Genomic DNA, 13,870 nt, shown 5'->3' with positions numbered 1-13,870 from the left:
CAGCCCCAGGGAAAATTCAGCGCACTTGACGGTTTTTTCACTGATCCTTCACGGACACAGGATAGCGGGCGGCCGACAATGCCCGATCTTTTTCGCGCCCTGGAGCCGCCATGCAGCAACCAAATCGCCCCCGCCCGATCAATTTCTGGCTTTATCTGGGGCTACCCCTGGCGACCGCAATCGGCCTGATTCTGCTGGAACTGACCTCGGTCGACATGGACATTGCCAACCTGTTCTTCGACCCTGCTGCCGGGCAGTTCATCGGCCGCCACAGCTATTTGCTGGAGAACATCCTGCATGACAGGGTCAAGCAGGGGGTGATCCTGCTGGGAGTGATGTCGCTGGTGACCTTTGCTGCCAGCTTCTTCTGGAAGCGCCTGTTCGGCTGGCGCCGTGAGCTGGGCTGCCTGGTGCTGGCACTGGGCCTGTCCACGGCGTTTGTCACACCGCTGAAGAAAGTGACCCAGGTGCAATGCCCGTGGAGCCTGACCCAGTTTGGCGGGAAGGAAACCTACAGCAAGCTGCTGGAGCCGCGGCCGGCGACCGACAAGCCCGGGCTGTGCTGGCCGGGCGGGCATGCCGCCACCGGGTTCTGCCTGTTCGGGCTGTTCTTCATGTTGCGTGATCGCAAGCCAAGGCTGGCGCGAGTGGCGTTGACGGTGGCCTTCGTCGCCGGGTCGGTGCTGTCGCTGGGGCGGATGATGCAGGGAGCGCATTTCCTGTCGCACAACGTGTGGACGGCGGTGTTCTGCTGGTTGATCGGCTTGGGGTCCTATTACCTGATCCTTTATCGGCGGGGAATGGCTGAGGTGCCTGCTGCCGAGCGTAGCGTCGCCTGACCCAGGGGCCGCTTTGCGGCCCTTTCGCAGCACAAGGCTGCTCCTACAAGAGTACGTGATCGTCTGTAGGAGCAGCCTTGTGCTGGGAAAGGGCCCTCACAGGAAAACAAAAAAGCCCCGGTTCTCGCGAACCGGGGCTTTTCATGGTGCAGGGGGTAAGGCTGGCTTACATCATGCCGCCCATGCCACCCATGCCGCCCATGTCAGGCATGCCAGCAGCTGGCTTGTCTTCTGGCAGGTCAGCGACCATGGCTTCGGTGGTGATCATCAGACCGCCGATCGAAGCAGCAGCTTGCAGCGCCGAGCGGGTGACTTTGGCTGGGTCCAGGATACCCATCTCGATCATGTCGCCGTATTCGCCGGTAGCAGCGTTGTAACCGAAGTTACCCGAACCTTGCTTGACCTTGTCAGCGACAACGCTTGGCTCGTCGCCGGCGTTGGCAGTGATCTGGCGCAGCGGCGCTTCAACAGCGCGACGCAGCAGGGCGATACCGACGTTCTGGTCTTCGTTGTCACCTTTGAGGTTGGCAATGGCAGCCAGGGAGCGAACCAGGGCTACGCCACCGCCAGGCACCACGCCTTCTTCAACGGCTGCACGGGTAGCGTGCAGGGCGTCTTCAACGCGGGCTTTCTTCTCTTTCATTTCAACTTCGGTGCCGGCACCGACCTTGATCACGGCAACACCGCCAGCCAGTTTGGCCAGACGCTCTTGCAGCTTCTCGCGGTCGTAGTCCGAGGAAGTCTCTTCGATCTGGGCACGGATCTGCTTGACGCGTGCTTCGATCTCGGTGTCGGCGCCAGCGCCGTCGATGATGGTGGTGTTTTCCTTGGACAGGATGACGCGCTTGGCGTTACCCAGGTGCTCCAGGGTAGCGGTTTCCAGCGACAGGCCGATTTCTTCGGAGATGACCTGGCCGCCAGTCAGGACGGCGATGTCCTGCAGCATGGCCTTGCGGCGGTCGCCGAAGCCCGGAGCCTTGACCGCAGCAACCTTGACGATGCCGCGCATGTTGTTGACTACCAGGGTAGCCAGGGCTTCGCCTTCAACGTCTTCGGCAACGATCAGCAGTGGGCGGCCGGCTTTGGCAACGGCTTCCAGAACTGGCAGCAGCTCACGGATGTTGGAGATCTTCTTGTCGACCAGCAGCAGCAGCGGGCCTTCCAGCTCGGCAACCATGGTGTCCGGCTTGTTGACGAAGTACGGGGACAGGTAGCCGCGGTCGAACTGCATGCCTTCAACGACCGACAGTTCGTTTTCCAGGCCCGAGCCTTCTTCAACGGTGATCACGCCTTCTTTACCGACTTTTTCCATGGCTTCGGCGATGATTTCACCGATGGAGTTGTCGGAGTTGGCGGAGATGGTACCTACCTGGGCGATGGCCTTGGAGTCGGCGCATGGCTTGGACAGGTTCTTCAGCTCGGCGACGACGGCAGCGGTGGCCTTGTCGATGCCGCGCTTCAGGTCCATCGGGTTCATGCCGGCAGCGACGGCTTTCAGGCCTTCGTTGACGATGGCCTGAGCCAGGACGGTAGCGGTGGTGGTGCCGTCACCGGCAGCGTCGTTGGCCTTGGAAGCAACTTCCTTGACCAGCTGGGCGCCCATGTTCTCGAAGGCGTCTTTCAGCTCGATTTCCTTGGCGACGGAAACGCCGTCCTTGGTGATGGTCGGAGCGCCGAAGCTCTTGGCCAGCACCACGTTACGGCCTTTCGGGCCCAGGGTCGCTTTTACCGCGTCAGCCAGAACGTTGACACCAACCAGCATTTTCTTACGAGCGGAATCGCCGAATTTTACGTCTTTAGCAGCCATGATCGTTTAATCCTTGGAATTCTTTGGAGTAACGGGAAGTCGGGGAAATCAGCCTTCGATAACGGCGAGGATTTCGTTCTCGGCCATGACCAGCAGGTCTTCGCCATCGACTTTCACGGTGTTGCTGCCCGAGTAAGGGCCGAAAACCACTTTGTCACCCACTTTCACGGCCAGTGCGCGAACTTCGCCGTTGTCCAGGATGCGACCGGTGCCGACGGCGACGACTTCGCCGCGGTTTGGTTTTTCAGCGGCCGAACCCGGCAGGACGATACCGCCAGCGGTTTTCGATTCTTCTTCGCTGCGACGGATAACGACGCGGTCATGCAGAGGACGAAGCTTCATTGTCGATCTCTCCCAAATTGTGGTTTTCATCGGCCGGTGTCGACACCGGCGGGTTGTTGCTGTCCGGCGTTGCCGGGGTGGCCCGCAATGGGCGAACCACCTGAGTTATGCCTGGTGTTGCCACCAGAAACCTTGCGGTGACCACTACATGAGGCCGCCATATTCAATTACAAGGCTTGCTTCAGAAAATTTTTCATTAGCGCCTTGGCCCCGCAAAAAGCTGGGGCCGCAAAGCGGCCCCCCGGTTATTACTTGTCGCGGCGCTCGTACTCGCCTTCGATCACATTCGGCCGATGCCCGCCATCACGCGGCCGGGCCTGGAAAGGGTCGTCCTGAAAGGCGCGTTGTCGCATGGCCTGGGCCTCGGCACGCTCGCGCATCTTGCGCGCGGCCAGATGACGGGTGAATGGCAGCAGGCAGAGCAAGCCCAGCACGTCGCTGATGAAACCTGGCAGCAACAGCAGGCCACCACCAACGGCCAGCATCATGCCCTGAAACATGTCCTCGGCGGGCAGTTCGCCACGCTGCAGGCTTTCACGGGCGCGCAGTGCGGTTGCCAGCCCGGCCACGCGCATCACCAGCACACCCAGGGCGGAGCCGGCGATGATCAGCAGCAGTGCCGGGAAGAAACCGATGGCGGCACTGACCTTCACGAAGACGAACAGCTCCAGCACGGGAAACAGGAGAAACAGCAGTAGAAAAGCACGCATCAAAGCATTCCTCGTCGGAAGAGAACCTTCCTGTAAGACCAACAGATGGATGCGTGCGCTCGGGTTTTCAACCCTCGACTTCCGTCGCAACCGGCCACTGGTCGGCGCGAGCCAGCAAAACCAGGGCTTCGCGGACTTGTGTCGGCGTATTGCAAGTACTTGGGAAGGGCAACCAGTGCACCGCCTGGCTAATACGCAGGTGCATGCCTTCGCTGTCTACCCCGACCATCTGTGCTGGCGCATGGCTTGGCAGCTCGGTCAGTTGCACATAGTGGGCGATGGCGTTGGCGTGGTCGCTGTTCATATGCTCGACCATGCTTGCCTCGGCTTTACCGGCGAACGGGTTGGCCAGAGTTACCTGGTCAAGCCAGTGGATCGCGCCGAAGCCGCCGATGTAGCGGTGGCGCACCGGCTGCAGCACCCAGAAGTCGAAGTCGTGGGCCTTGTGGTAGTTGGCCGCGTCCGGGAAATAGCGGTAGTAACGCTCTGCGGCAGCCTCGATGGCGGCCTCCTCCACCAGCTTGTGCGCCTCGGCCATCACCGTCAGGCGCCCCACGGCCTGCACGTCCTCGGCTTCGCGCTCACCTACCAGTAGCGAGCACTTGGGATCCTTCTGCAGGTTGTGCGTGTGCTGGGCGATGCGGCTGATGAGGATCAACGGGTTGCCCTGGGCGTCCAGGCAGTACGGCACGACCGAGCCGAAGGGGTAGCCGGGCATCGACTTGGAATGGGTCGAGAGCACGCCGCGGTATTCCTTGAGCAGCAGCTCCCGGGCGGGACGGATGGCATTGGTACTCACTTGGGGGCGGCTCCTGATATCGGGCTGGATGGGACAAGATAAGCATTATCAGATCCAGTGCCAATGGGGCTGCTTTGCAGCCCATCGCGACACAAGGCCGCTCCTACAAGGGATCGCGTACATCCTGTGTCGCGATGGGCCGCAAAGATTTACCAGGTAACGCCGAAGCCTGCGGTATAGCGGGTCTTGTCCAGGTCACTCTCACGGGTACCGGTGATGATGTCCTTCTCCGCCTTGAGGTTGAGCGAGGCCCATTCAGTGACCTTGTAGCGCAGGCCAACCTCGGCATCCAGCGCATAGTCGGCCACGCCACCCAGCGGCTTGGCGAACTCGCCGTTGGTGAACAGCTGCACGTTCTTGCCAATCAGGTAGCGGGTGTAGTCCCACTTCACCGCCGCAGAATAGAAGTTGTCCTTGGCGCCATCCTGGTATTCGAAGTCGGTGCGGTTGATCAGCGACCCCAGCGAAAACGCGCCCAGTTCGTTGTCCCAGAACTGGTAACCCGGGCCGGTACCCACGGTGCGCTGGCGAGCAAGGTCTTCGATGCGGTCGCGCTTGTACTCCATGCGCCCTTGCCAGAACCACTTCTCGGTGAGGAAGCGGTCCAGGGCATACTCGGCACTCCAGTTGTCTGTGGTGGTGACGTCGTCCTTGGTCTCGCGGTTGTATTCGCCTTCGGCATTGTGCCGCCAGCGGCCATGGCGGGCGCTGGTCTTGAAGCCGACGTCGTAGTCGTCGGTGTCGTTCTCGGCGCGCTTGTAGTCCAGCGCCACGTCGACGTTGCCCTTCCACACGAAATCCTCGACCAGGGGCTTGGGCTTCATGATCTGCTCAATGCTGGCCAGCTCCACGGTCTTCGGCGCCTCGCCATTGGCCAGGGTCACCTTGCCAGGCTCGGCGGCCTTCAGCGACTTGGCGCGCTCACCGCTGTAGGCGTCCTGCTTGACCAGCATCTCCTGGTCGCTCTCCAGGGTCTGGACCTCTTTCCAGTCCAGGGCGATGGAACCGCCATAGGGGGTTTCCAGCAGCAACTTGCCGCCGTCGAAGACTTTGATCTTGCCGCTGAGACGGTCACCGTTCTTCATCCATACGGTGTCGGCGAACACCGGGGAGGCGCAGAGGGAAACAGCAAGCAGGCACAACAAGGATCTAGAATACATAAGCGGGCTATGATTTTCGGACTACAGGTTCGATTTGGCGAAAAAAGCCGGGCATTATCCGGATAACGACGACCAGAGCAAGAAAAGACCGGGAGCATGCCGTTGAGTTCAACTCTCATTTGCCAGACCGCCGGTCCGGTTTCATCTGCAGCCCAGAGGGGGCCTGATGTCTGACGGATATGAGCACGCCCTCGACTCCGCCGAGGGCCGACGGACGGTGCTGTATTCGGTACTTGGCCAAGTTCCGGCCGGCAAGGTGGTCAGTTATGGCCAACTGGCCGAACTGGCAGGGCTTGGGCGGGCGGCACGCTGGGTCGGACGTACCCTCGGGCAACTGCCCGCGGACACTCGCCTGCCCTGGCACCGGGTGCTCGGCGCAGGCGGTCGCCTGAGCCTGGCACTGGGTACCCCGTCTGGGGATGAACAACGGGCGCGCCTTCGTGCGGAGGGTGTAAATGTAACCAACAATCGTGTGGATATGACGCGCCATGGCTGGCGCCCGATGGAGCACAGCGGTTAGAGTGCGCGTTTTGTTTTCGCAAACTTGAGGCAGATGTTGGCCCATGCCCCGTAAAACCTGGCGCGCTGCGCTTGCTGCCTATGCCAGCCCGTCAACCTTGGTACTTTTGCTGCTCGGCTTCGCCGCCGGTCTGCCCTACATGCTGGTGTTCTCCACCCTTTCGGTGTGGTTGCGCGAAGCTGGCGTGGCCCGCGAGACCATTGGTTACGCCAGCCTGATCGGCCTGGCGTACGCCTTCAAGTGGGTGTGGTCGCCACTGCTCGACCAATGGCGCCTGCCGCTGCTCGGCAGCCTGGGGCGCCGGCGTTCGTGGTTGTTGCTGTCGCAAGCGCTGGTGGTGATCGGGCTGGTCGGCATGAGCCTGTGCGACCCGCAGCAGCATCTGTCTTGGCTGATCGCCCTGGCGGTGTTGGTGGCCTTCGCTTCGGCCACCCAGGACATCGCGGTCGATGCCTACCGCCTGGAAATCGCCGACGACCAGCGCCAGGCTGCACTCGCCGCCAGCTATATGGCCGGCTACCGCGTGGCGGCCCTGCTGGCCACGGCTGGTGCCCTGTTCTTCGCCGAGTGGTTCGGCTCCACTGGCTTCAGCTACCTGCACAAGGCCTGGGCCGGCACCTACGTCATGTTCGCGGTGATGATGCTGCCCGCCGTGTTCACCACCCTGATCATGCGCGAACCGCCCGTACCCATGCGTACCCAGCTGTCGGCAGCGCGCTATGGGCTGGTGCACCAGCTGGCCTCGGTGTTCGTGCTGATAATCTTGCTGGTATCGGTACCGGCCAGCTTCACCCAGATGTTCAATACCGGCTGGTCCAGCGTCATCTCCGGTGATGCAACGCCACTGGACCTGCTGCTGGAAGACCGCGCCTTCCTGCGCCTGATCCTCTATGTGCTGCTGACATGGGCGTGCCTGTCGAGCCTGGGCCGTCGCGGCCTCGCGCCGGTGCTGACCCCGGTCAACGACTTCATCGCCCGCTACCGCTGGCAGGCCCTGCTGTTGCTCGGCCTGATCGCCACCTATCGCATGTCGGACACGGTAATGGGCGTGATGGCCAACGTGTTCTACATCGACATGGGCTTCACCAAGGACCAGATCGCCAGCGTCAGCAAGATCTTCGGCCTGATCATGACCCTGGTCGGCGCAGGTGTTGGCGGCCTGCTGATCGTGCGCTTCGGCATCATGCCGATCCTGTTCATCGGCGGTGCGGCCTCCGCGGGCACCAACATCCTGTTCCTGATGCTGGCCGACATGGGCCCGAACTTGCAAATGCTGGTGGTGACCATCTCGCTGGACAACTTCAGCTCCGGCCTGGCCACCTCGGCCTTCGTTGCCTACCTGTCGAGCCTGACCAACCTGAAGTTCTCGGCTACCCAGTACGCGTTGCTCAGCTCGATCATGCTGCTGTTGCCAAGGCTGATCGGGGGTTATTCGGGGGTCATGGTGGAGAAATTCGGTTACCACGACTTCTTCCTGATCACTGCCCTCCTTGGCGTGCCGACCCTGATCCTGATTGCCCTGCAGTGGCGCCAGGAGGCCGGGCCGGGCAAACCGGTTGCAGAGGAAGGTTCGGCGGCCGAGCGGCCCTGACTGGTTTGTATTGCCTGTACCGGCCTCTTCGCAGCACAAGGCTGCTCCTACAGATACATCACAGCTCTGTAGGAGCAGCCTTGTGCTGCGAAGAGGCCGGTGCAGGCAATAAAGTTTACTGAGCAACAGCCCCCTCACCAGGCCTTCCACCCACCACAAACCACAGCGGCCACAGCGCCAAGGCCCCCGCCACACCCGCCGCCAGGGCAAAGTGCAGCAAGCTGGTCCCGGCCCCAATCATCGCCAGCAGCGCCCCACCCAACCCCAGCAAGGCAATGGTGATCATCCCCAGCATGGCCGAGACCAGGCCCTTGCTCTGCTCGCTGGCGAACAGCGTCATGCGATACAGCACCGCGTTGGCCACGCCCAACCCCAGCGCGTACAGCGACATGCCCGCCACCACGCTGGTCACACTCGGCCAGTACCATGTCGCCAGTCCCATAAGGCACAGGCCGGCCAGGTATGGCCACAATGCACCACGCACCAGCGCCGCCAACGGATAGCGATCGGCAATGCGGTTGATGATCAGGTTGCCCAGGATCAGCCCGCCAAACACCGGCAACTGCCACAAGGCGTACTCCATGGTGCTCAGCCCCTCGTCGTGGATCAGCAGCACCGGCGACAGGCCGATCCAGCCAATCAGCGGCAGACCGACCAGGCCCAGGGCCGCGCTGCCAGCGACAAAGCGGCGGTTGCCCAGCAACTGGCCGTAGCCGGCCAGCAGTGGCAGCAGGTGGATCGGCGTGAATGCCAGGCGCGAGCCGTCACGGCGCTCCACGCCCAAGGTCTCCGGCATCAGCCGGTACAGCAGCAGCCAGGCCACAACCGCGCCAATGGCGAAGGCCACGAACAGCCAACGCCAGTCCAGCCACTGCAACAGCAAGGTGCCCACCAACGGCCCGAGCAAAGGCGAGAGCAAGGCGATATTGGCCAGCAGGGCCATCATGCGCACGGCGTCGGCTTCGCTGAAGGCTTCGTTCAGGGCCGGGTAGCTGACCGTGACCACAAACCCCAGGCCGATGCCTTGCAGCAGGCGCAGCAAGTTGAACAGGCCGATGTCGTGGACCCAGAAGGTGGCCAGGCAGGCCAGGCCGAAGAACGCGCAGCCGATCAGCAGCAACGGGCGCCGGCCATAGCGGTCGGCCAACGGGCCGATCAGCCATTGCAGCACCACGCCCCCCAGCAGGTACAGGTTGAGGGCGTGGGGAATGTATTCGGGGCTGGCATCCAGGTCGCCGACCACCACCGGCATGGCCGGCATGACGGCATCGCTGGCCAGGTAGGTGAGCAGCTCGAACAGGGCCAGGGTCAGGCCGAACAGCAAGGCACGCAGGGGGGTGATGTACAGCAGTGGTTTCATGATGGCGTATCGGGTGTGGCAGGTGGGGTCAGGCTATATGCCAGAAATGGCGGGGTATTGCTGTGAACAAGTGTAAAAAGCCGGGGCCGCTTCGCGCCCCATCGCCGGCAAGCCAGCTCCCACAGGGACACAGGCCTGAAGACTGTGATAACCCTGTGGGAGCTGGCTTGCCGGCGATGGGGCGCGAAGCGGCCCCGGCTTCAACGCGGTATTACTGCGCTGCAGTCTCCTGCACCACGCGAATCACCCGCTGCGGGAACGGAATGTCGATTCCTTCGGCCTTCAACCGGTCACGCGCATGCTCGTTGAGCATGAACATCACATCCCAGTAATCGGCGGTCTTGGTCCACAAGCGCAAGGACACTGTGATCGAGCTGTCGCCCAGGGTCGCGACCACCGCCTGCGGCGCCGGGTCGGGCAGCACGCGCGGGTCCTGCGCCAGCTCCAGCAGCACGTTGCGGGCCTTCTGCAGGTCGGCCTCGTAGTCCACGCCCACATCGAACACCACCTTGCGCGTCGGCTGGCGGTTGGTGTTGGTGATGATGCCGTTGGACAGGCTGCCGTTGGGCATGATCACCGTCTTGTTGTCACCAGTGCGCAGCACGGTGTGGAAGATCTGGATGCTGTCGACGGTGCCGGCCACGCCTTGCGCCTCGATCCAGTCACCGATGCGGAACGGGCGAAACATCAGGATCAGCACACCGCCGGCGAAGTTCGCCAGGCTGCCCTGCAAGGCCAGGCCGATGGCCAGGCCCGCGGCACCGATGGCGGCAACGAACGAGGTGGTCTCGATACCGATCATCGACGCCACGCTGACGAACAGCAGCACCTTCAGCACGATATTCGACAAGGTGCTGATGAAGCCCTGCAGCGCCAGGTCGGCGTTGCGCAGGCCAACCAGCTTGCCCAGGCGGGCGCTGACCTTGTTGATGATCCACCAGCCGACCGCCAGGGTCAGCAGCGCCAGCAGCACACGGCTGCCATATTCCATGATCAAGGGGATCCAGGTCTGGGATTGGCGGACCAGCTGATCGACTTCAGCGTTCAAATCCATATTCATCTCCTGATGCCGAGCGGCAAGTACACGGTAGAACTGGCCACGCGCGATGGCGCAGCCCCGGTCCCCATGGACATCATTTGGCCATCGGGGTTCCGGGCGATGCCCACATCAGTCGCGGAAGTTGTTGAACTGCAATGGCATGTCGAATTCCTTGGTACGCAGCAGCGCAATGGCTTCCTGCAGGTCGTCGCGCTTTTTGCCGGTAACGCGTACCTGCTCGCCCTGGATGGCGGCCTGCACTTTCAGCTTGGCATCCTTGATGGTGGCGACGATCTTCTTCGCCAGTTCCTTGTCGATACCTTCGCGGAACTTGGCTTCCTGTTTCTTTTCCTTGCCCGAGGCATACGGGTCCTTGGTTTCCAGGCACTTCACGTCGATCTTGCGCTTGACCAGCGCCAGGCGCAGGATTTCCAGCATCGCTTCGAGCTGGAACTCTTCCTCGGCGGTGAGCATCACGGTCTGCTCTTTGTCCTTGAACTCGAAGGTGCCCTTGCCCTTGAGGTCGTAGCGACGGTCCAGGTCCTTGATGGCGTTGTCGACCGCGTTCTGCACTTCGTGCTTGTCCAGTTCCGATACCACGTCGAACGAAGGCATGGTTGTTCTCCCAAAATAAAAGCGCGCTCAGGCTGAAGATGGAGCGCGCTGGATTTGACGGTTAAAATGCGGGCTCATTATAACGGGTTGCGAAACGCATATGAGCAGCACCTGGCATATTCTCGGCGCCGGTAGCCTGGGCAGCCTGTGGGCTTGCCGCCTGGCGCGCGCGGGCAAGGCAGTGCGCCTGATCCTGCGTGACGGGCAGCGGCTGCAGGCCTACCAGCAGGCCGGCGGCCTGACCCTGGTCGAACAGGACCAGTCCCGCCACTACGCCATCCCCGCCGAAACCGCGCAGGCACGCGGCCCGATCCATCGCCTGCTGGTGGCCTGCAAGGCCTACGACGCCGCCCCGGCCATCGCCGGCGTGGCACCTCGCCTGGCCGAAGACGCTGAGGTGGTTCTGCTGCAGAACGGCCTGGGCAGCCAGGACGAGGTCGCCGACCTGGTGCCCCATGCACGCTGCATCTTCGCCTCCAGTACCGAAGGCGCATTCCGCGAGGGAGATTGGCAGGTACGCTTTGCCGGCCACGGCTTCAACTGGCTGGGTGACCCATGCAACCCGACGATCCCGGCCTGGTTCGATGACCTGCATCAGGCTGGCATCCCTGCCGAGTGGACGGTGGATATCCTCACCCGCCTGTGGCGCAAGCTGGCACTCAATTGCGCCATCAACCCGCTGACCGTGCTGCACGACTGCCAGAACGGCGGGCTGCTGGGGCACCTGGGCGAAGTGGATGCGCTGTGCGCCGAGCTGGCCCAACTGCTGCACCGCTGTGGCCAGCCAGAAGCGGCACACGGGCTGAACGAAGAAGTGCAGCGGGTGATCCTCGCCACTGCGGCCAACTACTCTTCCATGTACCAGGATGTACGCGCAGGCCGCCGCACCGAGGTGCACTACCTGCTTGGCCATGCCTGCCGCGCCGCCGGCCGTCATGGCCTGCAGCTGCCAGAGCTGGAACGCCTGCTGCAGCACCTGGTCGATAACCTGCGTGTGCGTGGTTTGCCCTGCGACTGACGCAGCCCTTTCAACCGGATACGGATATTGCCTAGCCCATGACCTTGCGCCAACGCCTGGAAAACCTCCCGGTCGGGCAGAAGCTGCTGGCAGCCCTGCTGGTGTTGCTGGTGACCATCCTGTTGGTGGCCAACCTCACCTTCATCAGCGCCGCCTACTGGATCACCCAGGAAAGCATGGCGCCACAGGCGCTGCACACCATCGGCCGGCTGGTGGCCAACCCGCAACTGGCAGCGCGCGCCGGCGATACACCGGACACCGCCAGCGCCCTGCTGAAGGAGCTGGACAGCTACACGCCGCTGCGCGCCGCTGCCGTCTACGGTGGCGATGGCCGCATGTTGGCGCAGTTGCAGCACGGCGAGCCGCTGGCACTGCCCAAGCGTTTTCGCAACATCGACGGCTGGCGCCTGATGGAGTTTCGCAGCACCCAGCTGATCCGCATGCCACGTGACGCCAACCCGCCCGCACACCTGCTGCTGGTGGCCAGCAGTGAACTGCCCACGGCTTTCTACACCGGCACCCTCAGCGCCAGCCTGGGCATCCTGGTGTTCAGCATCCTTCTGTGGATCGTCATAGCCCGACAGATAAAACGCCTGATCACCCAGCCGATCAACCAGCTCGAAGAGCTCAGCCGCCAGGTCACCCGCGAAGAGAGCTATGCCTTGCGTGCGCAGCGCGGTAACGACGACGAAATCGGCAGCCTGGCCGAAGCGTTCAACACCATGCTCTCGCGCATCGAAGCCCGCGAACAGCAACTCAAGCGCACCCGCGACGAGTTTCAGGAGGCCTACGACCAGGCCCAGGGCCTGGCCGAGGAAACCCGCCACACCAACCGCAAGCTGGAACTGGAAGTTCAGGTGCGCAGCAAGATCGAGAAAAAACTCACCGGCTTCCAGAACTACCTCAACAGCATCATCGACTCGATGCCCTCGGCACTGATCGCCCTCGATGAGCAGCTCTACGTGACCCAATGGAACCACGAAGCCACGGTACTTTCCGGCACGCCTCTGGACGAGGCGCTGAATCAGCCGATCTTCATTGCCTTCGAACCGCTCAAGCCGTTCCTGCCGCAACTGAAGGAAACAGTGGAAAAGCACCGGGTGGCAAAGATCGAGCGGGTCACCTGGCCTAAGGGTGACGACCTGCGCCACTACGCCCTGACCTTCTACCCGCTGACCGGTGGCGGCGGCCGTGGCGTTGTCATCCGTATCGACGACATCACCCAGCGCCTGTCGCTGGAAGAAATGATGGTGCAATCGGAAAAGATGCTTTCGGTCGGCGGCCTGGCCGCCGGCATGGCCCACGAGATCAACAACCCGCTGGGCGCGATCCTGCATAACGTGCAGAACATCCGCCGGCGCCTGTCACCAGAACTGCCGCGCAATCAGGAACAGGCAGAGGAACTGGGCATCGACCTGCCCACGGTCAACCGCTACCTGGAGAGCCGCGAAGTGCCACAATTGCTCGACGGCATCCAGCAGGCCGGTGCCCGGGCAGCGAAGATCGTCACCCACATGCTCAGCTTCAGCCGCCGCAGCAACCGTCAGCTGGCGCCGTGCGACCTGCCGGCGCTGATCGATCAGGCGGTGGAGATTGCCAGCAACGACTTCGACCTGGCCATAGGCTTCGATTTCAAGGGCCAGGCCATCGTGCGTCAGTTCGACCCCGACCTGGGGCCGGTGCCGTGCACCGCCAACGAATTGGAGCAGGTGCTGCTCAACCTGCTGAAAAACGCGGCCCAGGCCATCCACCAGCGGCCGCAGCCGAGCGAGCCCGGGCGCATCACCCTGCGTACCCGCTTGAGCCCGCCATGGGCGGAAATCCAGGTCGAGGACAACGGCGTCGGCATGCCCGAAGGGGTGCGCAAGCGCACCTTCGAGCCGTTCTTCACCACCAAGGAAATCGGCCAGGGTACCGGGCTGGGGCTGTCGGTCTCGTACTTCATCATCACCAACAACCACAAGGGGCAGATGGAAGTGCAGTCCACGCCCGGCCAGGGCACCTGCTTCACCCTGCGCTTGCCCCTTGGCCAGCCGGCAGCGGTGGCGCCGGCCAAAATGGAGAAATGAC

The 13,870-nt window shown here is 62.7% G+C and carries 13 protein-coding genes; 5 read left to right on the top strand and 8 right to left on the bottom strand.

The annotated features are described in order from the left end of the window. Positions 1 to 110: 110 nt before the first annotated feature. Positions 111 to 839: a phosphatase PAP2 family protein gene (locus CAG18_RS13435; protein WP_085721017.1), complete on the top strand. Its 729-nt coding sequence runs from the start codon at positions 111 to 113 to the stop codon at positions 837 to 839. A gap of 166 nt (positions 840 to 1,005) precedes the next feature. Here the strand turns inward: CAG18_RS13435 and groL are convergent, their stop codons facing one another. From groL to CAG18_RS13410, 5 genes are all read right to left on the bottom strand, one after another. Then, positions 1,006 to 2,646 (bottom strand): chaperonin GroEL, encoded by a 1,641-nt coding sequence (groL, locus tag CAG18_RS13430; protein WP_013974091.1) that lies wholly within the window; start codon positions 2,644 to 2,646, stop codon positions 1,006 to 1,008. A gap of 48 nt (positions 2,647 to 2,694) precedes the next feature. Beyond that, on the bottom strand, positions 2,695 to 2,988 hold the full coding sequence (locus CAG18_RS13425; RefSeq protein ID WP_003260750.1) for a co-chaperone GroES: 294 nt from the start codon (positions 2,986 to 2,988) through the stop codon (positions 2,695 to 2,697). Between the two features lie 248 nt (positions 2,989 to 3,236). Further along, positions 3,237 to 3,698 (bottom strand): FxsA family protein, encoded by a 462-nt coding sequence (locus CAG18_RS13420; protein WP_039612990.1) that lies wholly within the window; start codon positions 3,696 to 3,698, stop codon positions 3,237 to 3,239. Positions 3,699 to 3,765: 67 nt separating this feature from the next. Further along, positions 3,766 to 4,497: a HugZ family protein gene (locus CAG18_RS13415; RefSeq protein ID WP_085721016.1), complete on the bottom strand. Its 732-nt coding sequence runs from the start codon at positions 4,495 to 4,497 to the stop codon at positions 3,766 to 3,768. 149 nt (positions 4,498 to 4,646) lie between these two features. Further along, complete coding sequence (locus CAG18_RS13410) at positions 4,647 to 5,657, bottom strand: DUF481 domain-containing protein (RefSeq protein ID WP_023662443.1); 1,011 nt, start codon at positions 5,655 to 5,657, stop codon at positions 4,647 to 4,649. Between the two features lie 166 nt (positions 5,658 to 5,823). On the opposite strand from CAG18_RS13410, the gene CAG18_RS13405 reads away from it, so the two are divergent. Together CAG18_RS13405 and CAG18_RS13400 are read left to right on the top strand one after the other, a co-directional pair. Next, positions 5,824 to 6,177, top strand: coding sequence for an MGMT family protein (locus CAG18_RS13405; RefSeq protein ID WP_003260756.1), 354 nt, complete (start codon positions 5,824 to 5,826; stop codon positions 6,175 to 6,177). Positions 6,178 to 6,220: 43 nt separating this feature from the next. Continuing rightward, entirely contained in the window at positions 6,221 to 7,768 is a 1,548-nt protein-coding gene (locus CAG18_RS13400; RefSeq protein ID WP_013974096.1) for an AmpG family muropeptide MFS transporter, read from the top strand. A 115-nt stretch (positions 7,769 to 7,883) separates the two neighbouring features. On the opposite strand, the gene CAG18_RS13395 is transcribed toward CAG18_RS13400, so the two are convergent. From CAG18_RS13395 to CAG18_RS13385, 3 genes are all read right to left on the bottom strand, one after another. Then, positions 7,884 to 9,128 carry an MFS transporter gene (locus CAG18_RS13395; protein ID WP_015271697.1) on the bottom strand — a complete coding sequence of 415 codons (1,245 nt, stop codon included), beginning with the start codon at positions 9,126 to 9,128 and terminating at the stop codon, positions 7,884 to 7,886. A 211-nt stretch (positions 9,129 to 9,339) separates the two neighbouring features. Continuing rightward, a complete protein-coding gene (locus CAG18_RS13390) occupies positions 9,340 to 10,182 on the bottom strand; it encodes a mechanosensitive ion channel family protein (RefSeq protein WP_015271698.1) in 843 nt (280 codons plus the stop codon). A 114-nt stretch (positions 10,183 to 10,296) separates the two neighbouring features. Further along, positions 10,297 to 10,782: a YajQ family cyclic di-GMP-binding protein gene (locus tag CAG18_RS13385; RefSeq protein ID WP_003260761.1), complete on the bottom strand. Its 486-nt coding sequence runs from the start codon at positions 10,780 to 10,782 to the stop codon at positions 10,297 to 10,299. Between the two features lie 100 nt (positions 10,783 to 10,882). On the opposite strand from CAG18_RS13385, the gene CAG18_RS13380 reads away from it, so the two are divergent. Next, positions 10,883 to 11,800, top strand: a complete 918-nt coding sequence (locus CAG18_RS13380) for a putative 2-dehydropantoate 2-reductase (RefSeq protein ID WP_085721015.1) — start codon at positions 10,883 to 10,885, stop codon at positions 11,798 to 11,800. Positions 11,801 to 11,838: 38 nt separating this feature from the next. Next, positions 11,839 to 13,869 (top strand): ATP-binding protein, encoded by a 2,031-nt coding sequence (locus CAG18_RS13375; RefSeq protein WP_013974101.1) that lies wholly within the window; start codon positions 11,839 to 11,841, stop codon positions 13,867 to 13,869. Position 13,870 lies beyond the last annotated feature (1 nt).

The organism is Pseudomonas sp. B22(2017), assembly GCF_002113105.1.
Lineage (GTDB): Bacteria > Pseudomonadota > Gammaproteobacteria > Pseudomonadales > Pseudomonadaceae > Aquipseudomonas > Aquipseudomonas asiatica.
The sequence above is the reverse complement of the archived record's forward strand: the minus strand, read 5'-3'. Positions and strand labels throughout refer to the sequence as shown.

Coding starts and splice junctions, on each gene's coding strand:
- CAG18_RS13435 (WP_085721017.1), top strand. CDS start 111: ATGCAGCAACCAAATCGCCCCCGCCCGATCAATTTCTGGCTTTATCTG.
- groL (WP_013974091.1), bottom strand. CDS start 2,646: ATGGCTGCTAAAGACGTAAAATTCGGCGATTCCGCTCGTAAGAAAATG.
- CAG18_RS13425 (WP_003260750.1), bottom strand. CDS start 2,988: ATGAAGCTTCGTCCTCTGCATGACCGCGTCGTTATCCGTCGCAGCGAA.
- CAG18_RS13420 (WP_039612990.1), bottom strand. CDS start 3,698: ATGCGTGCTTTTCTACTGCTGTTTCTCCTGTTTCCCGTGCTGGAGCTG.
- CAG18_RS13410 (WP_023662443.1), bottom strand. CDS start 5,657: ATGTATTCTAGATCCTTGTTGTGCCTGCTTGCTGTTTCCCTCTGCGCC.
- CAG18_RS13405 (WP_003260756.1), top strand. CDS start 5,824: ATGTCTGACGGATATGAGCACGCCCTCGACTCCGCCGAGGGCCGACGG.
- CAG18_RS13400 (WP_013974096.1), top strand. CDS start 6,221: ATGCCCCGTAAAACCTGGCGCGCTGCGCTTGCTGCCTATGCCAGCCCG.
- CAG18_RS13395 (WP_015271697.1), bottom strand. CDS start 9,128: ATGAAACCACTGCTGTACATCACCCCCCTGCGTGCCTTGCTGTTCGGC.
- CAG18_RS13390 (WP_015271698.1), bottom strand. CDS start 10,182: ATGGATTTGAACGCTGAAGTCGATCAGCTGGTCCGCCAATCCCAGACC.
- CAG18_RS13385 (WP_003260761.1), bottom strand. CDS start 10,782: ATGCCTTCGTTCGACGTGGTATCGGAACTGGACAAGCACGAAGTGCAG.
- CAG18_RS13380 (WP_085721015.1), top strand. CDS start 10,883: ATGAGCAGCACCTGGCATATTCTCGGCGCCGGTAGCCTGGGCAGCCTG.
- CAG18_RS13375 (WP_013974101.1), top strand. CDS start 11,839: ATGACCTTGCGCCAACGCCTGGAAAACCTCCCGGTCGGGCAGAAGCTG.